This is a genomic window from Actinokineospora sp. NBRC 105648 (assembly GCF_030269645.1).
Classification (GTDB): domain Bacteria; phylum Actinomycetota; class Actinomycetes; order Mycobacteriales; family Pseudonocardiaceae; genus Actinokineospora.
Genome location: NZ_BSTR01000001.1, coordinates 266,568 through 292,475, shown reverse-complemented (window position 1 = coordinate 292,475; position 25,908 = coordinate 266,568). Strand labels below are relative to the sequence as shown.

At 72.5% G+C, this 25,908-nt stretch carries 19 protein-coding genes; 8 read left to right on the top strand and 11 right to left on the bottom strand.

Going from position 1 to position 25,908, the window contains the following annotated elements; translation table 11 throughout:
* Window positions 1-3: 3 nt before the first annotated feature.
* Window positions 4-1,074, bottom strand: a complete 1,071-nt coding sequence (locus QSK30_RS00695; protein WP_285498749.1) for a TetR/AcrR family transcriptional regulator — start codon at window positions 1,072-1,074, stop codon at window positions 4-6.
* An 86-nt stretch (window positions 1,075-1,160) separates the two neighbouring features.
* Here QSK30_RS00695 and QSK30_RS00690 point away from each other — a divergent pair, with 86 nt between their 5' ends.
* The gene (locus tag QSK30_RS00690; protein ID WP_285498748.1) at window positions 1,161-2,330 is read left to right on the top strand and encodes a cytochrome P450 family protein; all 1,170 of its coding nucleotides are present in this window, start codon (window positions 1,161-1,163) and stop codon (window positions 2,328-2,330) included.
* 165 nt (window positions 2,331-2,495) lie between these two features.
* On the opposite strand, the gene QSK30_RS00685 is transcribed toward QSK30_RS00690, so the two are convergent.
* Window positions 2,496-3,677 (bottom strand): hypothetical protein, encoded by a 1,182-nt coding sequence (locus QSK30_RS00685; RefSeq protein WP_285498747.1) that lies wholly within the window; start codon window positions 3,675-3,677, stop codon window positions 2,496-2,498.
* A 190-nt stretch (window positions 3,678-3,867) separates the two neighbouring features.
* Here QSK30_RS00685 and QSK30_RS00680 point away from each other — a divergent pair, with 190 nt between their 5' ends.
* Window positions 3,868-4,740 (top strand): LysR family transcriptional regulator, encoded by an 873-nt coding sequence (locus QSK30_RS00680; RefSeq protein ID WP_285498746.1) that lies wholly within the window; start codon window positions 3,868-3,870, stop codon window positions 4,738-4,740.
* Window positions 4,741-4,759: 19 nt separating this feature from the next.
* Here QSK30_RS00680 and QSK30_RS00675 read toward each other — a convergent pair whose 3' ends face one another.
* The 6 genes from QSK30_RS00675 to QSK30_RS00650 all read right to left on the bottom strand — a co-directional run bounded on the left by QSK30_RS00675 (window position 4,760) and on the right by QSK30_RS00650 (window position 11,026).
* Window positions 4,760-5,641: a carbohydrate ABC transporter permease gene (locus tag QSK30_RS00675; RefSeq protein WP_285498745.1), complete on the bottom strand. Its 882-nt coding sequence runs from the start codon at window positions 5,639-5,641 to the stop codon at window positions 4,760-4,762.
* Between the two features lie 8 nt (window positions 5,642-5,649).
* Window positions 5,650-6,603: a carbohydrate ABC transporter permease gene (locus QSK30_RS00670; protein ID WP_285498744.1), complete on the bottom strand. Its 954-nt coding sequence runs from the start codon at window positions 6,601-6,603 to the stop codon at window positions 5,650-5,652.
* Window positions 6,604-6,688: 85 nt separating this feature from the next.
* A complete protein-coding gene (locus QSK30_RS00665) occupies window positions 6,689-7,549 on the bottom strand; it encodes a metallophosphoesterase (protein WP_285498743.1) in 861 nt (286 codons plus the stop codon).
* Window positions 7,546-8,925, bottom strand: a complete 1,380-nt coding sequence (locus QSK30_RS00660; RefSeq protein ID WP_285498742.1) for an ABC transporter substrate-binding protein — start codon at window positions 8,923-8,925, stop codon at window positions 7,546-7,548. The genes QSK30_RS00665 and QSK30_RS00660 overlap by 4 nt, the downstream gene beginning before the upstream one ends.
* 49 nt (window positions 8,926-8,974) lie before the next feature.
* A complete protein-coding gene (locus QSK30_RS00655) occupies window positions 8,975-10,075 on the bottom strand; it encodes an ABC transporter ATP-binding protein (protein ID WP_285498741.1) in 1,101 nt (366 codons plus the stop codon).
* A gap of 198 nt (window positions 10,076-10,273) precedes the next feature.
* On the bottom strand, window positions 10,274-11,026 hold the full coding sequence (locus tag QSK30_RS00650) for a 2OG-Fe(II) oxygenase (RefSeq protein WP_285498740.1): 753 nt from the start codon (window positions 11,024-11,026) through the stop codon (window positions 10,274-10,276).
* A gap of 139 nt (window positions 11,027-11,165) precedes the next feature.
* Here QSK30_RS00650 and QSK30_RS00645 point away from each other — a divergent pair, with 139 nt between their 5' ends.
* Both QSK30_RS00645 and QSK30_RS00640 read left to right on the top strand, forming a co-directional pair.
* Window positions 11,166-14,897, top strand: coding sequence for a hypothetical protein (locus tag QSK30_RS00645; RefSeq protein WP_285498739.1), 3,732 nt, complete (start codon window positions 11,166-11,168; stop codon window positions 14,895-14,897).
* Between the two features lie 46 nt (window positions 14,898-14,943).
* Complete coding sequence (locus tag QSK30_RS00640) at window positions 14,944-15,291, top strand: hypothetical protein (protein WP_285498738.1); 348 nt, start codon at window positions 14,944-14,946, stop codon at window positions 15,289-15,291.
* Window positions 15,292-16,875: 1,584 nt separating this feature from the next.
* Here the strand turns inward: QSK30_RS00640 and QSK30_RS00635 are convergent.
* Entirely contained in the window at window positions 16,876-17,280 is a 405-nt protein-coding gene (locus QSK30_RS00635; RefSeq protein WP_285498737.1) for a histone-like nucleoid-structuring protein Lsr2, read from the bottom strand.
* Window positions 17,281-18,200: 920 nt separating this feature from the next.
* On the opposite strand from QSK30_RS00635, the gene QSK30_RS00630 reads away from it, so the two are divergent.
* On the top strand, window positions 18,201-19,103 hold the full coding sequence (locus QSK30_RS00630) for a GNAT family N-acetyltransferase (RefSeq protein WP_502871772.1): 903 nt from the start codon (window positions 18,201-18,203) through the stop codon (window positions 19,101-19,103).
* Window positions 19,104-19,364: 261 nt separating this feature from the next.
* Here the strand turns inward: QSK30_RS00630 and QSK30_RS00625 are convergent, their stop codons facing one another.
* Window positions 19,365-22,352 (bottom strand): glycine--tRNA ligase, encoded by a 2,988-nt coding sequence (locus QSK30_RS00625; RefSeq protein ID WP_285498864.1) that lies wholly within the window; start codon window positions 22,350-22,352, stop codon window positions 19,365-19,367.
* Between the two features lie 537 nt (window positions 22,353-22,889).
* Between QSK30_RS00625 and QSK30_RS00620 the strand changes: the two genes are divergently transcribed.
* Together QSK30_RS00620 and QSK30_RS00615 are read left to right on the top strand one after the other, a co-directional pair.
* The gene (locus QSK30_RS00620; protein WP_285498736.1) at window positions 22,890-23,444 is read left to right on the top strand and encodes an acyl-CoA thioesterase; all 555 of its coding nucleotides are present in this window, start codon (window positions 22,890-22,892) and stop codon (window positions 23,442-23,444) included.
* Window positions 23,441-23,896 carry an ester cyclase gene (locus QSK30_RS00615; RefSeq protein WP_285498735.1) on the top strand — a complete coding sequence of 152 codons (456 nt, stop codon included), beginning with the start codon at window positions 23,441-23,443 and terminating at the stop codon, window positions 23,894-23,896. Before QSK30_RS00620 ends, QSK30_RS00615 begins: the two co-directional genes overlap by 4 nt.
* A gap of 164 nt (window positions 23,897-24,060) precedes the next feature.
* On the opposite strand, the gene QSK30_RS00610 is transcribed toward QSK30_RS00615, so the two are convergent.
* Window positions 24,061-24,351: a hypothetical protein gene (locus tag QSK30_RS00610; RefSeq protein WP_285498734.1), complete on the bottom strand. Its 291-nt coding sequence runs from the start codon at window positions 24,349-24,351 to the stop codon at window positions 24,061-24,063.
* 319 nt (window positions 24,352-24,670) lie between these two features.
* Between QSK30_RS00610 and QSK30_RS00605 the strand changes: the two genes are divergently transcribed.
* The gene (locus tag QSK30_RS00605; RefSeq protein WP_285498733.1) at window positions 24,671-25,870 is read left to right on the top strand and encodes a cytochrome P450; all 1,200 of its coding nucleotides are present in this window, start codon (window positions 24,671-24,673) and stop codon (window positions 25,868-25,870) included.
* Window positions 25,871-25,908 lie beyond the last annotated feature (38 nt).

Genomic DNA, 25,908 nt, shown 5'->3' with positions numbered 1-25,908 from the left:
AGTCTAGTTCCTTGTGGACAGTGCGGCGTTGGTCGAGCGGGAGCTGTTCGCCGCGATCGTGTGACAGGCGTGGAAACCCTCGGCCCGGGCGACGACCCGGCCGTTCACGACGCGCACGGCGACCTCGGTGCCGTCGCCGGCGGCCGAGACCCCGGCCGCCGCGGCGAGCGACGGTTCGCCCACCACCCGCAACCGCGGCCAGGTCTGGCGGGGGAACGCCTGGCGCAGGCACCCGGCGAGCTGGGTGATCACCAAGCGGGACAACGGGAGCAGCTCATCGGGCTGGCTGGTCACCAGCACCAGCGTCACCTGGTCGGTCAGCCGGACGGCCTCCTCGACCGCGTCCAGGCGGTCGAGGCCGAGGACCACGACCACCCCGTCCCCGGGCTGGAAAGCCGCACCGGTAACCAGGTCCACCACCTCGGGCGCCCGCCACGGCTCACCCACGGCACGCACCGGCGCGGCTTCGCGCGGCGGTGACCACCAGTCGTTCATGGGCAGGCCCGCGAGGCGCTCGCAGGCGGAGACGATGTCGAACGGCTCCCCGAAGGCCGGTGCGGCAGCGGAAAGGGCGGTCGCGCCGTGCAGGGTGGTCAGGATCGTCTCGGCGAGCCGCACCCGGCGGGCGGGCGGGGCGCCGGGCGGTGACGCCGGCGGGTCGAGACGTTCCAGGGCCAGACCGAGCAGCAGCGCGTCGAGCTGGAGGAGTTGGGCGAACGCGCGCCGGACGGACACGTCGGCGGCGACCTCCGCGAGCAGGTGCGCGCCGAGCTCGTCGGGCAGCCCCGCGACCCAGGCCCGCGCCAGCGCGCCCACCGCCTCGGCGCTCGTCCGCCCGGGCGCGGCGTGCGGCCTGCCGGGCGCGCGCTCGGCGAGGTCGGCCAGCACGGCGAAGTAGAGCGCGCGCTTGCCGGGGAAGTTCGAGTAGACCGCGCCCCGGGTCAGCTCCGCGCGCTCGGCGATGGCGTCGACCTTGGCCTCGCGGTACCCGCGCTCGGCGAACTCCGCCCGCGCGGCGGCGAGCACCCGCGCCCGGTTACGCTCCTGCGCCTCGATGCGGCTCAGCCGTGGCATCCACCCCTCCTTGCCCTGCCCCGGTCGTCACGATACCGTCAACACTCGGATGATAAGAACATCTGATGTGACCATCTGGAGGCTTGGTGCGCACCGTCCCCGAGATCGACCTGACCGACCCCACCGTGCTGAACGACCCGTTCACCGCCTACGACCGGGCCGGCGACCAGGCGCCGCTGGCCCGGCTGCTGGCGCCGGGGCTGGGGCCGCTGTGGGCGATCACCCGGCACGAGGAGTCCAGGGCGATGCTCACCGACCCCCGGTTCGGGCTGGGCGCGGACAGCTTCCTGCGGCCGCCGGGGATACCGGAGCATTGCAGGCGCTACCTGCACACCATGTCCGAAATGGACGGTCCGGAGCACACCCGCCAGCGCCGACTCGTCGCGCCCGCGTTCACCCCGCGCCGCGCCGCCGAGTTCGCCCCCCGGCTCCAGGCGATCGTCGACGGACTGCTCTGCGGGCTGACCGGCGAACTCGACCTGCTGGCCGCGTTCGCCCGTCCGCTGCCGATGGAGGTCATCTGCGAACTGGTCGGCATCCCCGACGAGGAACGCCCCACCTGGCGCACCTCCGGCGCAGCGGTGGCGAGCGGCTACGGACCGGCGTTCCTCGCCGCCATCCCGGAGATCATCGACAGCGCCCGCGCGGCCGTCGAGCGCAGCCGGGCGAACCCGGGCGCGGACCTGCTGTCACACCTGATCCGCGCCGAGGAGGACGACCGCCTCGACGACACCGAGCTGGTCACCCTGGTCTGGCACCTGGTGCTCGCGGGCCAGACCCCGACCAACCTGATCGCCAACGCCGTCGAGACCCTGCTCGCCCACCCCGACCAGCTCGCCACCCTGCGTGCCGACCCCACCCTCGCCCCGGGCGCGGTCGAGGAACTCATGCGCTGGTGCGGTCCACAGCTGCTCACCACACCCAGGATCGCCCGCGAGGACGTCGAGATCGACGGCGTCACGATCCCCCGGGGGGACAAGGTGACCGCCTCGATCGCCGGGGCCAACCGCGACCCGCTCGCCTTCGAGGACCCGTGGACGTTCGACATCACCCGCCCGGCCCAGGCACGCGGACAACTCGGCTTCGCCCACGGCCCGCACTTCTGCCTGGGCGCCCCACTGGCCCGGGTGCAGACCGAGATCGCCCTGACCACCCTGCTGACCCGCTTTCCCAACCTCACCCTGGCGGGCGAGCTGACCCGAGCCCCCGACCCCGGCACCTGGCGTCTGGCCGCCCTGCCGGTCCGCTTGGACTAGCGGGCGTACGGGCCTCGCACCTTGTAGTCCTAATTTAGGACTACAAGGTGCGTCAGAAGCACCACCTGGTGGCGCCGATGCTTCGTCGGCACAGCGGGCGGTTCAGCGGCCGGGCTGATCAGGTGCAGGCAGGGGCACGCGAGCCAGTCCAGGGTCAGTCAGGTGTCAGCCCAGGCCGTGCCAGAGGATGGCGTGCGATCGGGGTTCGCCGTCGACCAGTACGTCCGCGAACCCCACCGCGTCGCCTCGGGAGTTGAGGCTGACGGGGATGGGTGAGGTAGAACCGGACGGCGACGGGAGTGCGGCGGCGCGGCCGGGTCGGTCCCAGTACACGCCGAGCGTGCGGCCGTCGGCACCGCGTGCGTAGCCGAGCACCGTGCCTCGGTCGTTGATCACCGTCGCCGCGCCCGCCTCCGTGCCCGGGGGTGCGGCGAGTTCGTGGGCAGCGCCCTGGCGGTCCCACCGCACGGCTTGTCCCCGCTGGTCCGCCGTGAGGAACCGGCCGACCGCCTGGCCCCGCCCGTTGACCCCGGCGGGCGCGCTGTAGGCCGTGTCCGGCCGGGTGCCCAGCACCGAGATGGCGCCCGCGCGGTCCCAGCGCACGGCCACCAGCTTGGTCGCGTCGGAGGCCGTGCCGTAGACGGTGCCGTCGTCGGCGACCAGCTCGGCGCTGGCGCTCGTGCCGCCGGGGAGCAGCGGCAGCTGCTGGGCGCGGCCCCGGCGGTCCCAGCGGACCGGTGTGGTCCGGCTGTCGACCATCGTGGCCACCCAGCCGACGACGACGCCGTCCCGGTTGATCGCCGCCGGGCGGCTCTCCACGAAGCCCGCCGGGACCTGCAGCTCGACGAGCGAGCCGCCGCGGTCCCAGCGCACCGCGTGGTTGCGGCCGCTCGCGACGGCGGACTGGCCCGCCGCCACGCCGTCGGCGGTGACGGCCGCGACGTGGCTGGTGGCGCCCGGTACCAGGGTCGGCAGCTCGGTGACCCGGCCCGCCGGGTCCCAGCGGACCGCGCGGTTGCGCGGTCCGCCGTCGAGGACAGCGCCGCCGAACACCGACCCGTCGTCGGTGATGCCGATCGGGTAGCTCCCCACGCTGCCCGCGAGGTTGGGCAGGGCCTCCGCCCGGCCCGCGCGGTCCCACCGCACGCCGCGCGGGAAGCTGTTGAGCCGGGCCGACCAACCGGCCGACGCGCCGTGCGCGTTGACCGCGACGGCCGTGCTGTACAGGTCACCGGGCAGCACGCCCAAGTCGACGGCGGTGGGCCGGGTACCGGCGTGGGCGGCGGGCGCCAAGGCGACCACAGCCGCCGCGGTTACCGGGATGGTGATCCATCTGAGAGCTCTCATCCGCGTTCCCCTCTCGTGCTCGACGCGATGACACTCGTCATATCGCCGCGGGGGTGCGCCGCCGATTACCTCGGGCGGGTGGAAAAGCGCGGCGTCCGAGGGACAGCCAGCCGCCCCTTGACCGACGCCGGGCGTTAACCGAGTGCTCCGAACGCGCGGTTAGCCTTGCGGCGGGCGTGGGAGGTCGAGTATGGAGTTGCGTCACCTGGTCTCGTTCCTCGCCATCGCCGAGGAACTGCACTTCGGGCGGGCGGCAGCGCGGTTGCACTTGGCGCAACCGTCACTGAGCCAGCACTTGCAGCGGCTGGAGCGCTCGGTCGGGGTCGAGCTGGTGAGCCGCAACTCCCACGAGGTGAAGCTGACCCCCGCGGGCGAGGCGTTCCGGGAGCTGGCCAAGGACGTCGTGGCCCGGGTCGACAAGGCGGCGCAGGCGGCGCGCGCGGCGGCGGCGGGCCGGGCGGGCACCATCCGGGTGGGCTACAACTTCCCGGCGGGACAGCGGATCCTGCCGCCCACCCTGGCCGCGCTCAGCGCGAAGTTCCCGCTCATCGACATCGACATGTACGAGATGCGCACCGGTCCGCAGCTGGCCGCGCTCGACGAGGGCCGCATCGACGTGGCCATGGTCTACGGCAAGCCCACCTCCGCCCGGCTGCGCCACCGGCACCTGCTGCGGGTGCCGCTGGTCGCGGTGGTCGGGCTGCGGCACCGGTGGGCCAACCGCGACCGGGTGCCGTTCGGGGAGCTGGCCAACGAGTCGTGCATCCTGTTCGACCGCGCGACCTCCACGGCGATGTACGACGCGATCTTCTCCGCCGCCGAGCGCAGCGGGATCCGGCTGAAGGTGGCCGAGGAGGTCGACGACCCGGGGGCCACCGCCATCCTGGCCTCCATCAAGCCGGTCGTCGGCTTCGCCTCGGCCGCCCGCAACGCCACCGCGCAGACGGTGTCGGTGCGCCTCTACGACCCGGTGCCCACCCTCGACCTCTACGCGGTGTGGGTGGCCTCCGACCACGCGCCGCTGGTCGGCGCGTTCGTCGACTGCCTGCCCGCGCCGGAATAGCCTCACTGCCGGATTGGTCTCACTTCAGCCCGGAGCGCACGAACGCGTTGACGATGTGCCGCTGCAGCACCAGGTACAGCAGGAAGATCGGCAGGCAGGTCAACCCGGCGGCGGCCATCAGCGGCCCCCAGTCGTTGCCCTCGGTGCCCATGAAGCTGCGCAGTCCCAACTGGACCATCCCGTTGCTGCGCTGCAGCACCATGGCGGGCCAGAAGTACTCGTTCCACGCGGTGATCACCAGCAGGATGCCCAGCGCCGCCAGCACCGGCCGCAGCGTCGGCACCACGACCGTCCACAGGATCCCCCAGGACGAGCGGCCGTCCATCCGCGCCGCCTCGAGCAGCTCCTTGGGGAAGCCCATCAGGTGTTGGCGCAGCAGCAGCACGCCCAGCGCCGAGCACAGCGTCGGCACGATCACGCCCGCGAGCGTGTTGAGCAGGCTGAGCTGGGAGAGCAGCACGTAGTTCGGCAGCATGGTGACCTGGAACGGCACCAGCCAGGTGCCGACGAACATCAGGTACAGCAGCTTCTGGAAGCGGAACCGCCAGGCGGCGAACGCGTAGGCGGCCAGCAGCCCGGTGAGCAGCTGCCCCAGCGCGGTCAGCACGGCGACGACCGTGGTGTTCACCAGCATCCGGACCATGTCGGTCTTGGCGAACGCGTCGGCGTAGTTGTCCAGGGACAACGGCCACGGCAGCACCGAGAGCGAGTACACGTCCTCGGGGGCGCGCAGCGAAGTGGCGTAGAGCCAGTAGATCGGGAACAGGCAGGCGAGGCTGAGCACCGCCAGCACCACGTGCCCGACGACGCCGCGGCCGCGGTGCCCGACGGGTTCGTCGGCGGCGGCGGGGTGGTCGACCACCTGGTCCTCGTGGACGGTCGGCTCGATGGTGGCGGTCATGGATCCCCTCAGTCGTCGTGCGTGCTGAGCCGGTCGGACACCAGCACCAGCCCGGCGGCCAGCACCACGAACCCGACGAAGAACAGCACCCCGGCCGCGGCGCCCAGCCCGGCGTCGTAGCTGTGGAACCCGTAGTCCCACAGCAGGTAGTAGATGTTGGTGGTGGCGCCGACCGGGCCGCCCTGGGTGAGCGTGTCGATCAGCGGGAAGGTCCACTGCGCGGAGAGCAGCACGGTCATCAGCACCAGGAACGCCATGGTCGGCGAGAGCAGCGGCAGCGTGATCCACCGGGTGACCTGCGCCCGCGACGCCCCGTCGACCTCGGCGGCGGCCGAGTAGTCGGGGTTGATCCCGGTCAGGCCCGCCGAGACGACGAGCACCGCGAAGCCGACGATGTGCCAGCCGGTGATCACGATGATGGCGATCTGCGCCGGTCCGGCCTCGTGCAGCCAGTTGATCGGCGAGCCGATCACCTTGTCCACCACGCCGCCGGTCGGGTCGAGCAGCCACTGCCACACCGCGGCGCCCGCCACCGGGGCGACCAGCATCGGGGCGAAGACCATGGCCCGGTAGGCGGCGCCGACCCGACCCCGGACCCGCCGGGAGAGCAGCCCGACCAGGACCGGGATCACCAGGGTGAACGGCAGCATCCCGAGGATCACCACCACCGTGCGCCACAGCGCGGCGCCGAGGTCGGGGGTGTCGAGCAACCGCTCGTAGTTGGCGAAGCCGACCTCGGTGACCGGGGAGGTGGGCAGCAGGTTCCACGAGTGGAACGAGAGCTGGAACGTCTGCGCGAGCGGCCGGTAGGTCCACACCACCAGCAGCACGATCGCGGGCGTCAGGTAGAGGTACGGCGGCGCACCGCGCAGGAACCGTTGCCACAGCGGCGGTTTCGCGGCGGGCGCGGGGGTCCCGGCGGCCGGTCTGTCCACTGTGACCTCGACGAGCTCACCGGTCACCGCGGTCCACCCCCAACCGCGCGCCAGTCGCGCGAGCCGCCGGGCACGGCCGCGCCCCCGCGCGACCGTGCCCCCGAGAACTCCCTCACCACGGGCCGACGACCGCTCGGACCATGGCCAACCGCTCCGCCTCGTCGACGTCGTAGACCTCCGCCGCCGGGGTCACCGGCACCGCGGTGACCACGACCTGGTCGCCGAAGACGTCGATCCGGCTGAACGCGGCGTGCGCGTTGCCCTGCAACCGCCCGCTCGGCGGCACCGGGACGGTCGCGTAGGCCAGCGCCGGGCCGACCCACACCGGGACCCCGGCGACCGCGCCGACGCCCGCGTGGTGGGCGTGCCCGGTGACCACGAGCCGCACGTCGGTGCCCGCGATCACCTCGGCCAGCTGGTCGGCCTGGCGCAACCGCAGCAGGTGCACGGTCGGCACCGGCGAGGGCAGCGGCGGGTGGTGGGCCACCACGACCGTGCCGCGCGGGGCGGGCTCGGTGAGCACCTTGCCCAGCCAGTCGAGCTGGGCCGGGGACAGGTGCCCGTCGTGCTTGCCCGGCTCGGAGCTGTCGAGCACCACGACGCGCAGGCCGCGCACGTCGAACACCGCGTCGTACTCGGTGTCCGCGGCGGGCTCACCGAGCAGCTCGGTGCGGAACGCGGCCCGCTCGTCGTGGTTGCCCATCGCGTGGATCACCTGCGCGCCAAGGCTTTCGGCGACCGGGTGCAGCGCGGCGGCCAACCGCCGGTAGGCCTCCGGCGAGCCGTTGTCGGTGAGGTCGCCGGTGAGCAGGAACGCGTCCACCCGGGTGCCCGAGGCGACGACCATGTCCAGCGCCGCGGCCAGGTTGGCCGAGGTGTCGACGGTGCCGTGCATCAGCTTGCCCGCGGGCATGATGTGGGTGTCGGTGAACTGCACCAGGGTGAGGTCCGGCCCGGACTCCGCTGCGGTCACTTACCGCCCCCGGGGATCAGCTTGGCCACCTCGTCCTGCTTGGCCTGGAGCGTGGTCTTCGGGTCCGCGCCCTGGAAGACGGCGTTCTCGACCGCGGACATCATGCCGTCGCGCACCTGCACGTAGCTGTCGCCGGGGAAGGACACCCACGGCTCCATCCTGGCCAGCTGCTCCAGGTTCGGCTTGATCAGCGGGTTCTTGTCCGCCCACGGCTTGAGGCCCGCCGGGTCGTTGACCAGCTCGGTGCGCAGCGGCAGGTAGCCGATCTTGGTGGAGATCACCGTGTAGGCCTCCTCGCTGGTCAGGAACTTGATCAGCTCCCAGCCCGCGCGCTGCTTGGCCTGGTCCTTGGCGAAGACGAACAGCGAGGCACCGGAGTTGGTCGGCACGACCGGCTTCCCGGCGAAGGCGGGCAGCGCGGCGGCGCGCAGGTTCTCCTTGAGCCCCTTGCCGAAGGTGCCCTGCAGGGCGCTGGACTCCACGATCATGCCGAGGTCGCCGCGGGCGAAGCCCTCGGTGCCCTGCTGCTGGGTGCGGTTGGGCATCGCGCCGGAGCGGACCATGCCCTGCATCGTGGTGACGGCCTCGACCACCGGCGCGTCGGCGAAGGACAGCGTCTTGCGGTCCTCGGAGATCACCCGGCCGCCGTTGGAGCGCACGATCGACTGGAAGCACCAGTCCTTCGCCGACTTGGTCAGGCAGTCGACGTAGGCGCCCTCCTTGCCGGTCTTGGCCTTGATCGCCGAGGCGGCCTGCTCGACCTCGGCCCAGGTGGTCGGCGGCTTGGCCGGGTCCAGGCTGGCGGCGGTGAACAGCGCGGCGTTGTAGTAGAGCACCGGCGTGGAGAAGACGAACGGGACGCCGTAGGTCTTGCCGCTCCAGTCACCGAGGCCGCGGGCGGTCTTGGCGTAGGGGTACTTCGCGCCGTCGAAGTTCTTCTGCACCGCGTCCTTGCCCACCAGGTCGTCCAGCGGGGCGGCCTTGAGCTGGTTGACGGTGAAGTCCAGCTCGCTGAAGCCGAGCTGGGCCACGTCCGGCGGGTTGCCGGTGGCCAGCTGGCTCTGCAGGCTGGAGACGGTGTCGGTGGCCGGGTTCGCGCTGTTGCCCTGCGGCTTCTGCGGGGTCACCTTGATGTTCGGGTGCGCGGCGGTGAACTTGGTGATCAGCTCGTTGAACGTGTCGGTCCAGGCACCGGCCTGGCCGAAGTTGTAGCTCTCGAAGACGATCGAGACCTGCTGGTCGGCCTTGAGCTCGGGGATCTGGCTCACCGGCGCGGCGGTGGTGGCCGGGTCGGCGCCGCCGAGGCCGCACGCCGACAGCGCGGTCGAGAGGGCCAGCGCCGCACCGGCGCACGCCAAAGACAGCTTCCTTCTCACGGGGAACGCTCCTTGCTCGCTCTTGCTTCGCTTGGGGGACAAGCAGATTTCAGGCCGACGTGGCCACGGGCGTCGGCTGCCACGCCAGCCTGCGGCCGCTGTCGGGGTCGAACAGGTGCAGGTGCTCGGGGGCGGCCCGCAGGTGCACGGGGTCGCCCGCGCGCAGGCCGAGCGGGCGCGGGCCGCGCAGGCACAGCCGGTCGTCGCCGACCAGGCAGTGCGCGACCTCCTCGCTGCCCAGGTTCTCCACCGCCCGCACCACGCCGCGGATCCCCGCGTCCTCGGGCGTGGTCAGGACGAGGTGTTCGGGGCGCACGCCCAGCACCACCGGCCGGGCCGGGAGCTCGGTGGCGAAGGGCAGCAGCAGGTCGATGTCGGTGCCCCGCGCGCGAGTGCGCCCGTCGGCCGGGGCGAGGCTGGCGGGCACCAGGTTCATCGGCGGCGAGCCGAGGAACCCGGCGACGAAGGTGGACGCCGGCTCGTCGTAGACCTGCTCCGGGGTGCCGACCTGTTCGAGCTTCCCCTTGTCCAGCAGCACGATCCGGGTCGCCATGGTCATCGCCTCGACCTGGTCGTGGGTCACGTAGACGACGGTGGCGGCCAGCCGCTGGTGCAGCGCGGAGATCTCCGCGCGGGTGCTCGAGCGCAGCTTGGCGTCCAAGTTGGACAGTGGTTCGTCCATCAGGAACGCGCCCGGGTCGCGCACCAGCGCGCGGCCCAGCGCCACCCGCTGGCGCTGGCCGCCGGAGAGCTCCTTGGGCTTGCGGTCCAACAGCTCGGTGAGGTCGAGCACCGCGGCCACGTCGGCGATCTTGGCCTGCGCCGTGGCCTTGGGCAGCCGCCGGGCGCGCAGCGGGAACCCGATGTTGCGGGCCACCGACAGGTGCGGGTAGAGCGCGTAGCTCTGGAACACCATGGCCAGGTCCCGCTGCCGCGGCGGGGTGTGGGTGATGTCGGTGTCGTCGAGCAGGACGCGACCGCCGGTCGGCGGCAGCAGCCCGGCGATCATCCGCAGCAGGGTCGACTTGCCGCACCCGCTCGGTCCCAGCAGGACCAGGAACTCGCCGTCGGCGACATCGAGCCAGATGTCGTCGACCGCGGTCACGGAACCGAAACGCCGGGTGAGGCCTTCCAGTTGAATACGGCTCACAGGTGCGCACTCCTCGCTGAGATCGGCCGACCGGCCGCCGGACGAGCCGAAGTGCAGCAGGCATCCGTGTACAGCCGATGAACCGGAGGTCGTGCGCGGTCTTGCCCGCTGGAATCACACCTGCCCTGACCAGCGGAAACGGGGCTGAACAGGGCGCCCGGCGATCGAAAATCGCAATCGAGCGAGAAGCCGTGGCAGTCAGCGGGCGTTGTGGAAGATGATCCCCAGCACGTACCGCTGTCCGGAGTGGACCGCACTGACCCCGTGCCGCAGCTGGACCCGCCGGTAGCCGCGGGCACCGGGAACCGGTCGGTGGCGCACCGGGAAGACCAGCCCGGCGCCCCGGCCCGGCCGGGCAACCATCGCCCGCGACTGCTGCCGGGGCCGGTTCTCCACGAACACGCTCTCGCCGCCGGTGAAGTCCTCGTCGGGGGTGCTGAGCATGATCGCCACCTGGAGCGGGAAGGTCAGGTCGCCGTAGACGTCCTGGTGCAGGCAGTTGTAGCCACCGGCGTCGTAGCGCAGCACCAGCGGGGTCGGCCGGTGCTGGCCGTGGTCGGCGCACTCGGCCACCAAGGTCTCCAGGTCGGCGGGAAAGGTCCGCTCGCCCAGCTTCTCCGCCCACTGGTTGGCGAGTTCCGCCAACGGTGGGTAGAGCGTCGTTCGCAAGTCCGCGACGAGTGGGACAAGAGGGTCGGCGAAGTACCGGTAGGTCCCTTTGCCATAAGAGTGCCGGGTCATCACCACCCTCGACCGGAAAACCTCGTCCCGGTCGAAGAGATCGATCACTTCGGCGCACTGCTCCGGACTGAGAAGCGGCGGGGTTAGCGCGAACCCCGCGCTGTCCACTTCGGCCGCCACCGACCTCCAGTCGACCGCCGCTTTCGAGTCCAGTGCTGCCGAGTCCACCGCTGTCGAGTCCACCGCTGCCGAGTCCAGTGCTGCCGCCATCACGCCACTCCCAGTCCTGAGGTCGTCCCGATCCACCCCTGAACCCCGCCGGCACGAGTTCGGTTGCACCGCCAGTGCCGATTCCGAACCTGTGGACAACTCCGCGCGGCCGGCAGCCGGACCGACCACAATGCCCGGTGTGAACAGCACCTCGGCGCGCTCCCTGCTCCGCGACCTCGACCCGCTGCCCTACCCGCGGCGCCAGCACCACCTCGCCGTGCTCGCGCGGCAGCTGGACCGGGCCCGGTTGCGGCCGCTCGTCGAGGAGCTGCACGCGTCCGACCCGCACGGCAGGCGGGTGGGCCTGCGGCTGGCGGCGATCGCGGGCGACGCCGACTACGTCCTGCGGTGCCTGTCCGCGCCCGAGACGCGGTTGCGCGCACACGCGGTCCTGCACGCCGTCCGCTTGGGGGTGGCGCTGCCCGCCGACCTGGTCGACGACCTCCCCGCGGCGTTGCGCAAGCGGTTGTACAAGGCCGTTCGGGCGCACCGCCGCCACGAGCTGGCCGCGGCCCTGCTGCCCCGGGTGCGCGCCCGGTTCGGCGACCACGAGGCCGTCGCGCTGCTGGTCTCCTGCCCGCCGGAGATCGTGGCCGCCGCGCTGCCCGAGCTCGGGTACGCGGTGGGCAGCTGGTCGGCGCTCGCCCGGGCCCACCCCGGCCCGCTGCTCGACCACGTCGAGGCCGAGCTCGACCGGGTCCCCCGGGCGAACTGGCCCGGGCTGTGGAACCGGCTCGGCCAGGTGCTCGCCGAGGCGGCCGGGGCCGACCCGCGGCGGGTGCTGACCCTGCTCGAGCGCACCGCGGGCGTGGTCGCGCTGCCCAGCGGGCTCTGGCACACGATCGGCCTGCTCGCCCGGCACGACCCGGCGCGGCTGCTGCGAGTCCTGCTGGACCCGCGCCGGGTCGGGTCGATCCCGGTCAGCCGGGGCCTGTGGCGGGCGCTGCTCGGCTGCGCCGACGACGAGCTGGGCGCCCTGGCCAGGGTGCTGCGCGGCGATCAACTGCCCGGATTCCTGCACACCCTGCCGCCGTCGCGGCGGGCCGCGGTCTACGCGGCGGCCATCGGCGACCGGGACCTGGTCGCCGCGGGCATCCCGCTCGACGCGGTCGACGAGCTGCCCCGCGCCGCGCGGGCGCGGGAGGCCGAGCGCCTGCTCGGGCTGCGCTCGGGCGCCGACGACCCGGGTCTGCGGCTGGCGGTCACCGCCCGCACCGACTGGGCCACCGCCGGTCCGGTGCTGGCCGAGGCCACCCGTCGGTCCACAGCGGACGAACGCGCCGAGGCGTACCCGCTGGCGATCGCCGCCGCCGCGGCCACCCGCGACCGCGTCGAGTTCGGCGCCTACCTGGGCACCCTCACCCGGCTGCGCAACGAGCAGGCCCCGGTCCGCTCGGCGGCGCTGCACGCGTTGGCCAAGGTGCCGCCGTGGCTCTACGGGGAAGCCGACATCCCCGCGCTCACCGCGCTGCTCACCGACGCGGCCGAGTCGCACGACCGGTCGGCGTCGAGCAGCTGGGGCGTGCGGCTGCTGGCGAGCCTGCTCATCCGGGAGGGCACCGCGCGCGGGCTGCCCGCGCTGCTCGACTGCGGTCTCGCCGCCCTGACCACGTTGGGCGACAAGACAATGGTCATCAACCTGCACGGTGTGGCCGACGGGCTCCCGCACGGCGCCGAACGCGCGGTCCACGCGGCCCTGGCCCCGCGCCTGGCCAACGAGGCCCGGCGCGGCCACTTCGACCTCGCCCTGGCGCTGGCCGCCGGGCTGGGCGAGCGCGCGTGGGACATCCCCGGTCTGCAAGCCGTCATCGACCAGGCCCGGCGCGCCAAGGACGACACCGTGGTCCGGTCGGCGATCGAGCTGTGGCTGGCCCCACCCACCACCAGGGGCGACCGCGTCGCCCAGGTGCTGCGCGCCGACCGGTCGACCATCGTGCTGCCCGCCGTTCGCGCCGCGGTGGCCCGGCGCCGCACCGACCTGCTCGACGACGTCCTGGCAAGGCCCGCCCGCGGCCGGTTCCTGTCCGGGAAAGTGCACTGGATCCCCGAGTTCACCGCCTGTTTCGACGCCTGGCTCCCCCGCCAGTGCGCCCGCTACGCCGCACTGCTCACCGAGGTCGCCAACGACACCACCCTGGAGCAGTACGCCCGGACCGAGGCGGTCCGCAGGCTGCGCCACGTTCCCGGCGCCGCTCCTGCCCTGCGCGAGCTGTCGCGCTCACCGGTGGTGGTCATCGCCGAGGCGGCCCTGGCCGGGCTGGCGTGGACCGAGGAGCCGGGCGAGGTGCTGCCCGACCTGTTGGCCTGGGCCGACACCGACCGGGCCCGGGTCGCGATCCACGCGGTGGCCCGCTCGGCCCGGTTCATCCAGCCGTCCGAGCTGGCCGTGCGGCTGGCCCCGATGCTGGCGGCCAAGAAGGTCACCACCCGAAAGGAAGTGTTGCGACTCCTGGCAACCCACCACGTACCCGGCGCCGCGGAGATCATCGCAAACGCTTTCCGCGCCCCGGACCAACACCGCGACATCCGCCGGGCCGCCGCGTCGGCCAGCCGCCACCTGCTGGACTCCGCCGCGGCCTGGCAGACCTTGACCGCCGCGGCCCAGGACGAACTCGCCGTGGCAGGCGCCGTCCTGGAGACCTGGCCCCACTCCTTGCCGGAGCGCCACCGCCCGCCCTACGCCACGCTGATCCGCACCGTGGCCATGTCCAACGCCCCGGACACCGCCAGGGAAGGCCTGCGCGTCCTCCCCGGCTGGAGCCAGTGGGACACCGCGGGCACGGCGATGCTGGTCGACCTGGTCACCGACCTGTCGACAACCGCCACCTGGCGCTTCGCCCTCACCGCCCTGACGTCGGCGGCCACCACCACGGGCGACCCGACACCGGTGCTCGAAGCCGTCCACCGGCTCTTGGCCGCGGGCGACAACCAGACATCAACGCATTCCCCCGCGCCCAACGACTCCAGCCACCTCCAACCCGAAATGGATTCAGGCGCGACATCCACCACCACACCAACCCCCGCCACTGCCACGCCCGACTCGCCCGCCGAACAAAGCCCTTCCGCGCCGGACAACAACGCGGGTACTCCGACGCCGGGAAAGGCAATGCCCGACCCCGCTGCCGGTGGACGTGTTCCGACCGACCACCAAGACACACCCGCGGCGACCACCGGCCACGACCCGACAAGATCATCGGTCGACCCGACACCCGAGCGATCCGGCCCGTCCGGCCAATCCGGCCCGTCCAGCCAAGATCGGGCAGTCGCGGGCGTGGCGATCCCCGCAACGGCGGGAACTCCGGGCACCTCGGCGGCCATCCCGTCAGCCGAGACGCCGGGTGACCCCGTCGGACGAGAAGCGCGCGAGTCGGTCCGTTCCCGGCCGGCTCCTGATCGTGACTTGCCCGCCCGACAACGCCTGCACGCGTTAGCGGCGGAGGTGGCGGCGGCAGCGGTGCGCGGCACCGGCCGGGAACTGGCGACGGCGGTGGGCGCGGCGCTGGTCGACGACACCTGGCGTCCGGTCGCCGTCGACCTGGGGTTGGCCGCGATCACCTGGGAGTCGGTCGACCCCGCAGCGCTCCGGGCAGTGCACGCGCTGGCCGGTGGTCCGGTGCAGGCGTGGCAGGCCGCCCAGGTCCTGCGGTCACGGCTGGGCCAGGTGGTCTCCCGGCTGCCCGACGACTCCTTGCTCGCGGTGGCCCGCGATCTGGTGCCCGACGCCCCCGCGTTCGCCCTGGGCGTAACCACCGTGACCGGTGAATCCGCCGGCTGGCCCACCCGGTGGCGGGACATCCTGGATGATCTTCGCGAGCACCCGGACCCGCACACCCGAACCGCCGCCCTGGCGGTGTTCACCCGGCCCGAGTAGCCCGTACCGTGAACAAACGCCCGTCTAGGGGAAGAGGAGCCCGAGCATGCCGGAGCCAGTCCTGGTCTCGATCGCCGCCGCACTGGCGGCGAAGTCCGCGACCTCGCTCTACGAGCTGGTGAAGACCAGGTTCGCCAGGCGCGCCGAGGCCGCCGCGGCCCTGGAGGCCGCCGCCGGGGCCGCCCCGGAGTCGACCGAGGTCGCCACCCTGGCCGCCGAGCTGGAACGCGAGGAGCGGCAAGACCCGCAGTTCCAGAGCGACCTGCGCTCGCAGTGGGACACCGTCGCCACCCAGCTGCAGGCCGACCACGGTGCCGTCAACAACCAGATCACCGGGAACGTCAGCGGAAAGGTCCTGCAGGCCCGCGACATCCAGGGCGGCATCAGCTTCTAGGACTCCCGCGGTTGGCAGCCGCCGATGATCACGCCTCCGCGACATCGGTGTTGGAGCCGTGCGCGGTGCCCCCTGGCGTGACCGCTCCGGGCGGTGTGGGGCTTGAACCGCGCCCGAACGGCTGTGGTTGCGCGGTAGGCGGCTGAGCCGCGGAATTGTGAACCCCGGTCATCATCGCGGGTGGCCGGGGTTCGACCACTCCCGTACGCAATACGGAATTGTCCGCGGTGACGCTGAAGTGCGGCAACGGGCCGCGGAATGCGCCGCGCCCGGGCCGGGCAATAGCGCCGGCTCGACCGTGCCGGGCCCATCCGCCCACACCGAACAACCAAAGCGGACAACCAGGCCGCCGCCACCTCGACACCGGCGGCTCGCGAAAGAGTCGGCCCGGGAATGGCCCGCGCCCCGCCAGGATGACAACCGGGCGGGACCCAAGGACGCGCTGGCGGGCAAACCCGGTTAGAAACGGCACAACCGCGATCCGGAACGCCGCAACCCCCATGCGTTACCGCCAACGGTCGTCCTAAACGATGGCGACAACCTCGATCGACGAACTACCCGCCGTCGGCGAAACCGCCCCAAGCGGCCACGGCCGGACACGGCCCGGCAAACCCCATCTGTCGCGCACCGAGACCCCAGGCCACGAAACCGCGCCGGGTCCACGGCCGAAACCAAACGACACGGTTGGGTGAACCCACCTCGCGGGCGGGAGCAATCATGACTGTGAAAACCTGAACGACAACGCCCCGACGCCGGCCGGGCGGACCCGCGCCCGCACAGCCGCATAGGTGCGAAACCGCACCACCGGTTTGATTGGGCGAACGACGCCGGCCAACGGCGTCCGTCATACCCGCCGGGCGGGCGTCGACCACGGCAGCCCGCGAAACCACACGATCAGTGCGACCACGCGGTCGACGTTCCACAAAACAACTCAGCCGAGCGCGACGGCGATCATGGCGCAAAACCACGCACTGGGCGTGACCGGACGACGACACCGGCAATCACGGCCGGTCGAACCGGTCCGGCGCGGGCCACGGGGATGCGCAAAACCAGGGCACCCGACCAACCGGGCAATCAACACCGGCCGGCACACCGGGCGCGCCCGAGCGCGCGAAACACCACAGCCCGACCAAGTCGAGCGACGACACCGCCAGTACGGCGGGCAAACCTCAGCCGCACGGACAACGAGCCAACATCACCTGCCAGGACAAAGCCGAGCAACGAACCCCAGAGTCCAACGACCCGCACAACCTGCTGACAACGTGTCCGCAACGGCACAGCCGTACGAACCCGCGACGCGCACCAACCACACCACCACCCGGCGCACCCACAACGAGCCAGCGGGGAGTAAGCCGAGCAACGACCACAAACCCACCGCAGAACCACCCAGGACGGCCGGACGACCCCACACGCCCTGTCGACCACGAACCACCGGCGCGGCAGGACCGAACCGCCCCGGCAGCCAGCAGACTGGCCCATCCGGCGGCGCCCGTCGGCCACGCCGTCCGATGTGGTCGACCGATCACCGAGACCCGGCGGGACCGTGGCGGAAACGAAACGCCACGGTCCGTCCCGGTGTCGCGGTCAGCCGGAGAAAGCGGCCTTCTTCGCCTTGGAGCTGCCGTTCGTCTTGGCCTTCACGGTGTGCGCCTCTTCGAAGGCCTCCACGACCGCGGACGGGATACGGCCGCGCTCGGAGATGTCGTGGCCGTTCTGGCGGGCCCAGTCGCGGATGGCCTTGGTCTGCTCCTTGGAGCGGGCGTCGCCCGCCGGCTTGGCCGCGGGGGCGGTGTGCCGCTTGACCCGGCCACCGGTGCGCCGCGCGGCGGCGACGTACTCGGCCAACTGGTCGCGCAGCTTGGACGCGTTGGCCTCATTGAGGTCGATCTCGTAGTTCGCGCCGTCCAGGCTGAATTCGACCGGACGGATGTCGTCGCCTGCCGAGCCGTCGAGGTCGTCGAAAAGCTGGACGATGGTCTTCTGAGCCATAGGGCACCTCACTGCATTCGGGGTGTCACTGGGAAATGGAAAGCACGTACCCGCCTGGTCGGAACAGTACCCGTCCGGGAGGCTTTCGACAAATGTCCCACCGGGGGAGAATGGTCCGCGTGTCGCAGGCCACTGCCCGCGGTGGGAAACCCGCCGCCCGCCCGATCGGCCGAAAGACTGGTCCGGGCCGGGGAAATCCACCCGGTCGGGCCATATCACCCCGGTCCGGATTGACCGGCCGCGCCGGAGGGCGGGCACCGGCGCGGGGCAAAGCGACAAGGCGCGCCCGAGGTCTCGACCGCGATCAATGCCCGGGCCCCGCGCCGCCCCACCGCCGCGCGTCCAATCCGGGCGGCAGCCGGATTGGACGGGCCGCCACTCGGCCGATTGCCGGATTCGCCCGGCGCCCGGCGGGCCCGATTGCCCGGGGCGACCGTCGGGCCACGCGGCGACGCGGTCGGATAGGGCACGCGCATTGCCCGGACGCCCGGGTCGGCACGCCACCGGGGAAAGCGCCCCGGGGTGTGACGCAGCGGTGAAGCGGCCGTGAGGATTGCGTGTGGTGACCATCGGGCGACACCAAGTGGTGAATTACCGGCGCCGCAACCGACTTCCGCGCCCACCGAAGCCCCGGGTCGGGTCGCGCCCCGACAACAACGCCGCCGTCCGGGTCGCTATGCGGCGGGGTATTGCGACCCCGGCGAAGTCCAACACCCACGCGCTGTTCTTCGCCGCTTTCCACCACCGGCGCGCGCCGGTCGGCCGGGAAACCGGGTTGCGCGCCGCGGGCGCGGCGGCTACCTTCCGCTCGTCCGTACGCCGAGAGAGGGGGTGGGAAAACCGATGATCACCACGAATCCGCGCTCCCGCCCCGGCCTCGACGGCTGACCGGGAGCGCACCAGCTTCTCGGAAGGACATCATGACCCTGGTCATCCGCCCGCTCGTCGCGGGCGAGGAGAACCTGTTCGACTCGCTGCCCGACCGCGGCCTGGTCGGCCGCCCGGTCCTGGGCAACCTCAGCTACCCGGACCTGCGCGCGCGGGGCGAGTACCGTCCGGAGTGGACCTACGTCGCCATCGCCGAGGGCACCGTGGTCGCCCGCGCCGCGTGGTGGGGCACCCCGTCCGACCCGGCCCCGGTCGCCCTGGACTGCTTCGACTTCACCGACGCCGACGCCGCGGTGGCGCTGCTGCGCGCGGCCCCGTTCACCGCCGAGTACTGCCTCACCCTGCCCGCGGGCTGGCGCACCACCCCGGCCGTGCGGGCCGAGGCCGACGCCCGGATCGACGCCGCCACCGCGGCGGGCATGCGGATCCTGGTGGAGCGCTACCGCTACCAATGGACCCCCGCGTGCGGCCTGCCCGACCGCCCGGACCGGCTCCGCTACCGCGAGGAGCCCGACGACGCGGTGTTCCTCGACATCTTCCGCCGGGTGCACGTCGACAGCCTGGACGCGCACGTCCAGGCGACCGTCGCCGAGTCCGGCCTGGAGGCCGCGGCGCAGGAGGACCTGGACATCCTGCGCTGGATGCCCGCGCCGCGGTCCTGGTGGCGGGTGGCGGAGACGCAGGAGGGCAGCCTGGTCGGCCTCACGGTGCCCAGCCGCAACCCCGGCGGCCCGGTGGTGGCCTACATCGCCGTGCTGCCCGAGCACCGGGGCCACGGCTACGCCTACGACCTGCTGGTGGAGGCCACCCACCTGCTGGTGGCCGAGGGCGCAGACCGGATCGTGGCGAACACCGACGTCGACAACATCCCGATGGCCAAGGCGTTCGCCAAGGCGGGGTACCCGATCACGCAGCACCGGATAGACCTGGTCTGACAGCGGAAGGACCCGCTCTCGGGCGGGCCCGGTACGCGGCAACACGCCCCCGCCGACGGGAAGACCCTGCACGACCACCGGCGAGCCGCCCACACCCTGACCGGCTCTGCCGCAGGGATCGCGGTCCGGCACAACCGGGTCCGAACCCCCACAACAACAGCTGCGAGACATCCCTCAGCGTGGCCGAGGGCCCGCTCCGACCTCGGAGCGGGCCCTCGGTGATCTCACCGCAGGTAGATCTCCCAGTGGGTGGGTGGCCGCTCAGCCGTCGAGGCTGGAGCCCAGTGCCTGCCAGTCCAGGACCGGCGCGGCCCAGTCCCGGATGGCCGCGAGCAGACCCAGCCGGGCGGCGCGCAGGGCCGGGTCCGGCGCCATCACCAGGATGTCGTCGAAGAACACGTTCACCGGGCCGGTCAGCACCGCCGCCGCCGAGGTGAACTCGGCCAGGCCGGTGCCCGCGGCCGCGCGGGCCTTGTCGAACACCTGGTGCAGCGACACCTCGGCGGGCTCGGTGAGCACCGCCGGGTCGTAGCCGGGCTCGGTCCCGGCGGGGACGATCCGCCGGACCCGCTGCAGGGCCGCGACCAGCGCCGCGAAGTCCGGGTCGCCCACCCGGGTGGACAGCTCGGCCAGCGTCTCGTCGGCGACCACCGGCGCCGCGCCCAGCACCAGCACCGCCGAGACCTGCTCGTGCGGGTGGCCCGCGTCCAGCAGCTGCTGCTCGTACCGGCGCAGCACGAACTCGGCCACCTCGGCCAGCACCGCGTCGGACACCTCGATGCCCTGCGCGCGCACGCGCTCCGCGGCGGCGGCCAGCCCGCGCGGCACGGTGATCGCCCGCAACGAGGGGTGCGCCCGCAGGATCGCGACCACGCCCGCCCCCGCGCGGCGCAGGCCGAACGGGTCGGAGCTGCCGGTCGGCTTGGCGCCCACCGCGAACAGGCCCGCGAGCAGGTCGAACCGGTCGGCCAGCGCGAGCAGCGCACCGGGAGCGGTGGCGGGCACGGCACCGCCGCCGGAGCGCGGGAGCTCCATGTCGTAGAGGGCCTGCGCGACCGCCTCGGGCTCACCGGCGCGGCGGGCGTACTCGCGGGCCATGGTGCCCGCCAGGCTGGTCAGCTCGATGACCATCTGCGAGCCCAGGTCGAACTTCGCCAGCGCGGCGGCCCGGCGCAGCACCTCGATGTCCACAGTAGAGCTGTCCACAGTGGACACCTCGGTGGCCAGGTCCAGGGCCACCGCGGCGATCCGGTCGGCGCGCTGGGCCACCGAGCCGAGCCGCTCCTCGAAGGCCAGCTTGGCGATGCCCTCCTTCATCCGCTCCGGCGGGGTCTGCAGGTCGGCGCGCCAGAAGAAGCTCGCGTCCTCGTACCGGGCGCGCAGCACGGCCTCGTTGCCCGCGCGCACGGTGTCGTGGTCGCACGCGCCGTTGGCCACCGCCACGAAGTGCGGCAGCAGCGTGCCCTGCGCGTCGCGCACCGGCAGGTAGCGCTGGTGCTTGCGCATCACGGTGGTGAGGATCTCGGCTGGCAGGTCCAGGTAGCGCGGCTCGAATGAGCCGAGCACCGCGTTGGGCTCTTCGACCAGGTTGGTGATCTCGTCGATGAGCGCGTCCTCGCCCTCGACGTGACCGCCGACCGACTCGGCCAACTCCGCCGCCGCGGCGACGATGCGCGCCCGCCGCACTTCTTGGTCGGCCACAACCCCGTGCGAGGCAAGGAAATCGAGGTAGCCCTCGGCGGATTCCACTGGCAGCACGGGCGTTGCCGCCGTGCGGTGCACCCGGGTCTCCCGGCCCGCGGCGAGCGCGGAGGCGACCACCGGCACCTGGGTGTCGCCCAGCAGCGCGACCAGCCAGCGCACCGGGCGGGTGAACGAGAGCTTCGGGTCGCTCCACCGCATGTTCTTGTCCGCGCGCAGTTCCGCGACGAGTTCGCCGAGCAGTCCACTGAGGACCTCCAGCGCGCCGCGGCCGAGATCGGTGCGGGTGATGCCGACGTACTCCACACCGTCCACATCGATGCGCTGGAGCGCGCTCGCGTCCACCCCCTGGCCGCGCGCGAAACCGGCGGCGGCCTTGGTGGGGTTGCCATCGGCGTCGAAGGCGGCCGAGGCGCGCGGGCCGCGCACGGTGCGCTCGGCGTCCGGCTCCACCGGCTCGACACTGTCCACAATGGCCACGATCCGGCGCGGTGTGGCGTGCGTGCGGACCTCGCCGTGGCCGAGGCGGGTGCCGTCGAGCTTGGCGGCCAGCGCCGTGCGGACCGCGGCGGCGGTGCGGGTGACCTCGTGCGGCGGCAGCTCTTCGGTGCCGATCTCGAACAGCAGCGTGCGGGTCCCCTCCACGACGGGGAACTCCGTCGGCGCGGGCAGCGCGGCGGGCAGGTCGGCGGTGCCGAGCGGGTGCCCCAGCTCGGCGCGGCGCTGCGACCACAGGCCTGCGACCTCGCGGGCCAGCCCGCGCATCCGGGCGAACGCCTTGGCCCGCTCGGTGGTGCTGACCGCGCCGCGGGCGTCGAGGACGTTGAAGGTGTGCGAGCACTTGAGCACGTGGACGTGCGCGGGCACCGGCAGCCGGGCGTCGAGCAGCCTGCGGGCCTCGGCGGCGTAGTCCTCGAAGAGCCTGCGCTGGGTCTCGACGTCGGCGTCGTCGAGGTAGAACCGGCTCATCTCGTACTCGGCCTGGCCGAACGCCTCGCCGTAGGAGATGCCCGGCGCGTAGGCGATGTCCTTGAAGTGCGCCACCCCCTGCAGCGCCATCATGATCCGCTCGACGCCGTAGGTGATCTCCACCGAGACCGGGTCGAGGGTCTGGCCACCCGCCTGCTGGAAGTAGGTGAACTGGGTGATCTCCAGCCCGTCGAGCCAGACCTCCCAGCCCAGGCCCCAGGCGCCCAGGGCGGGTGAGGCCCAGTTGTCCTCGACGAAGCGCACGTCGTGGGCGTGGATGTCGATGCCCAGCGCCTCGAGGCTGCCCAGGTAGAGCTCCTGCGGGTTGCCCGGGTCGGGCTTGAGCACCACCTGGAACTGGGTGTGGGTCTGCAGCCGGTTGGGGTTCTCGCCGTAGCGGGCGTCGTCGGGGCGCACGCTGGGCTCGACGTAGGCGACCCGCCACGGCTCGGGCCCCAGCACGCGCAGCACGGTGGCCGGGTTCAGCGTCCCGGCGCCGACCTCGGTGTTGAACGGCTGCACCACCATGGCGCCGCGCTCGGTCCAGTAGCGGGTCAACGCGAGCAACGCGTCCTGCATGGTCAGCACAGCGGAACCTCACTACGGGCGGGCGTGTGGATGCGGTCGCAGTCTAGGTGCTGTCCCGCGGGTCCGGTGCGTGGGATTCGTGATCCGCGCGGTTCCTGGCCGCGCGGGCGGGAGGCCGCTCGTACCGGGTTGTACTTGGGCTTTCCGTCCGTGCGGCCAGGGGCCGCGCGGGCGCGGATAGCGCGTGCCGGACTCGCGGGACAGCACCTAGCGGTGGGGCGTGGGGTCCCGACCGCACCCGAGGATTTCCGACGGTTCACCCACTCGGGCAAGTATCGGTGACGAACTCTCCCATTCGTGCAGCTCTACTTCACTAGTTCGAGTTACGGGTGTCCCGCAGTTAGCCCTGTGGCCGGTGACCGACCGTGATCAATGTCGCCCAACAAAGCGAGATATCCGCGGATGGTGCGAAATTGGCAAAGACCACCCGAATGATCGTTTAGACTGGGCGCCATCTCCCCCCGCTCGTCGCCCCCGTGCACCGGTATTCCCGACCGACCCGATATCCCCTTTGGAGAATCACTTCCGATGACCCCTGTCGACGCAGCCCAGCGGACTCCGACGACGCAACCGGAGTCCATGGCGACCGGGAAGACGATGGGCGCCTCGCGCTGCGAGCTCTCCCGCGTCATCTGGCGGTCCAACGAGAACATGTTCGGCTCTGGCAAGGGCACGCTCATCCTGGAACTGGTCGACGACGTCGCCTGGGCCACCGCCGCCCGGCACAGTGACGGCCACGCCGTCACCGTCTCGGTGGAGGCGATGACGTTCTTCGCCCCGGTCTGGGCAGGCGACATCGTCTCGGCGCGCGCCCAGGTGGAGGGCACCGGCCGGACGTCGATGGAGATCGGCGTGCACGTCGACGCCCAGCGCTGCCACGGCACCGGCGAGCGCGAGCGGATCGCCGAGGCGCACCTGGTGTTCGTCGCCGTGGACGACGACGGCGCGCCGCGCCCGGTCCGCCCGGTGCACCCGGAGACCGACGCCGAGTACGCCCGCCACCGCGCCGTGGCCATCCGCCGGGAGCACCGCAGAGCGCTCGCCGCCGCCCTCTCCGAGGTCGCGCTCCCCGCACCGCGGTGACCGGCGTGCTGGTCCGCGGGCCGTGGTCGGCCACCCGCGCGGGCGATCAGGTGGAAATCGCGGTGGCGTTCATCCGGGAATCGGTCAACGAGGGCGATTTCACCGTTCTGGACGAGTTCGCCCATCCCGATATCCGAGATTTGTCCGACGTCCGAGTCTTCGACGACGGAATACCCGGGCTGCGCTTTTCGATCGAGGCCGCCCGGCGCGCGATGCCCGATGTCTACGCGCGCATTCTCAGCGCCCGGCGCACCGGTACCGACACGGTCGAGACGCGCCTGGAGTTCAGCGGCACCTATGTCGGGACCAACCTGGCGCCCAGTCCCCGGCACGGCCGCCGGGCCACCTGGCGCCAGCACCACCTGTGGTCCTTCCGAGGGGCGCGGGCCAGCGCCCACCTCGGCTGGATCGACCGCGCCGCGCTGCGCGCGGCCCTCGGCGAGCCGTACTGAGGGCTTGGCCGGAACCCGGTGTCCCCCGGTCGGCGCCCACCGACCGGGGGACCCCAGGCGGGATGGTTCGACCCACCCTCACGACGCGGCGCCCACCGCGTCGGAACTCGTGGTTCGGCCCCATGGTGACCGCCCGCACGGGGCTGGACCAGGGCCGTTGGACATCAGCCCGCGAGCCGGTCCGGCGTCCGGCGGTGCGGCCACAGCCGACGGGCCGGGTGCGGCAACCTGACCACCGCGGGCAACCCGGTCTCGGCGCGGGTGGTGCCGGGCGTCTCGGCGACCGGGCGCGACGACACCCACTCGGTTTCGGTGGCGGCGCGGCGGGCGTCCCGCTCGGCGCCCGCGTGCTCTTCGACCAGGATCCGGTCCAGCAGGCCCGCGGCGCGGCGGAGACGCCAGGAGGCGAGCCCGACCAGGGCGATGACGGCTCCGATGATCCACAGCAGTGTCATGGGCACATCGATTCTTCGGCGGTTCGAACCCCGGGCCGACCCGAGCGCGCGTTGTCCGGACGCTCGTTGGTCCTTCTGGGGCCTTGCTGCTCCGTGCATCGCATGGACCCCGGTCGCCAGTTACCGCTCGTAGCGGATCAGTAGCTATCTACTCGCGAGTATCACCCGTACGGCGTACATATTTAATGATCAAGTAACCCGGGCCGCCGGTGCTAGGGGACCCCTGCTAGGGGTTGACGGTCCCCGGGGCCGACAGCAGGATCGAGGCGGATTCCAGTGCTGCCAGGGCGAACTGGCCTGTCACGGACGGACCCCCGCTATGACTGCGCTCTTCGACCTGAACGACCCGGCGCTGGCCGCCGACCGGTTCGGGTACTACCGGCGGCTGCGGGAGACCGAGCCCGTGCACCGGTCGCCGTTCGGCTACTGGGTGCTCTCCCGCTACGACGACGTCGACGCCCTGCTGCGCGCGCCCGGCGCCTCCAGCAACTTCCCCGCCGACCCCGGCTGGGCGATGATCCGCGGCGGCCCGACCTGCCCGGTGGTCAAGAGCACCAGCAAGTGGATGCTCATGCAGGACGGTCTCGCGCACCGCCGGATGCGCAGGCTGATCGCGCGCGTGTTCACCCCGCGCAACATCGACCGGATGCGGCCGCGGATCGCCGAGGTGGTCGGCAGGCTCATCGACGACATGGGCGACGGCGAGGTCGACCTGATCTCCGACCTGGCGCTGCCGATGCCGATCCTGGTGGTCGGCGAGCTGCTCGGCATCCCCGAGCAGGACCGCGCCAAGTGCCGCGATTGGACGGACAAGGTCGGCTACGTGATCGACCCCGGGGTTACCCCGGCGCGCCGGATCGCGATGAACAAGGCCGAGCCCGAGTTCCGCGCCTACCTGCTCGACCTGATGGCCCAGCGGCGCGGCAACGACCCCGAGCACGACCTGCTCTCGGTGCTGATGTCCCCGGACGCCGACGGCGAGCAGCTCACCGACGAGGAGATCGTCGCCAACATCCTGCTCATCTTCAACGCGGGCCACGAGACCACGGTCAACCTCATCGCCAACGGCATGCTCGCCCTGCTCCAGCAGCCCGCGGCGCTGCGCGCGCTGCGGGCCGACCCGGGGCTGATGGGCACCGCGGTCGAGGAGCTGTCCCGGTTCGACCCGCCGGTGCAGCTCGCCGCGCGGATCGTCACCGCGGACACCCGCATCGGCGACAAGGTGATCCCGGCGGGCGACACGGTGATCGTGCTGTTCGACGCCGCGGGCCGCGACCCGGACCGCTACCCGGACCCGGACCGGCTCGACCTGGCCCGCACCGAGCCCAAGTCGCTCGCGTTCAGCTCCGGCCCGCACTACTGCGTGGGCGCGGTGCTGGGCAAGCTGGAGGCGAGCACGGTGTTCGCCGAGCTGCTGCGCCGCTACTCCGACATCGAGCTGGCGAGCCAGGACCTGCGCTGGCACTCGCACTTCAACCTGCGCGGCCTCACCGAGCTGCGGCTCAACCTCAAGCGCTGACCCGGCGGGCTACTCGAGCGACGTGATCGCCTGGCGGT

Bases quoted from the DNA above. Each gene is read 5' to 3' on its own strand.
- QSK30_RS00625 (WP_285498864.1), bottom strand. From the start codon at position 22,352: ATGCAGGACGCGTTGCTCGCGTTGACCCGCTACTGGACCGAGCGCGGC.
- QSK30_RS00630 (WP_502871772.1), top strand. From the start codon at position 18,201: ATGACCCTGGTCATCCGCCCGCTCGTCGCGGGCGAGGAGAACCTGTTC.
- QSK30_RS00605 (WP_285498733.1), top strand. From the start codon at position 24,671: ATGACTGCGCTCTTCGACCTGAACGACCCGGCGCTGGCCGCCGACCGG.
- QSK30_RS00675 (WP_285498745.1), bottom strand. From the start codon at position 5,641: ATGACCGCCACCATCGAGCCGACCGTCCACGAGGACCAGGTGGTCGAC.
- QSK30_RS00650 (WP_285498740.1), bottom strand. From the start codon at position 11,026: ATGGCGGCAGCACTGGACTCGGCAGCGGTGGACTCGACAGCGGTGGAC.
- QSK30_RS00610 (WP_285498734.1), bottom strand. From the start codon at position 24,351: ATGACACTGCTGTGGATCATCGGAGCCGTCATCGCCCTGGTCGGGCTC.
- QSK30_RS00685 (WP_285498747.1), bottom strand. From the start codon at position 3,677: ATGAGAGCTCTCAGATGGATCACCATCCCGGTAACCGCGGCGGCTGTG.
- QSK30_RS00695 (WP_285498749.1), bottom strand. From the start codon at position 1,074: ATGCCACGGCTGAGCCGCATCGAGGCGCAGGAGCGTAACCGGGCGCGG.
- QSK30_RS00620 (WP_285498736.1), top strand. From the start codon at position 22,890: ATGACCCCTGTCGACGCAGCCCAGCGGACTCCGACGACGCAACCGGAG.
- QSK30_RS00640 (WP_285498738.1), top strand. From the start codon at position 14,944: ATGCCGGAGCCAGTCCTGGTCTCGATCGCCGCCGCACTGGCGGCGAAG.
- QSK30_RS00635 (WP_285498737.1), bottom strand. From the start codon at position 17,280: ATGGCTCAGAAGACCATCGTCCAGCTTTTCGACGACCTCGACGGCTCG.
- QSK30_RS00680 (WP_285498746.1), top strand. From the start codon at position 3,868: ATGGAGTTGCGTCACCTGGTCTCGTTCCTCGCCATCGCCGAGGAACTG.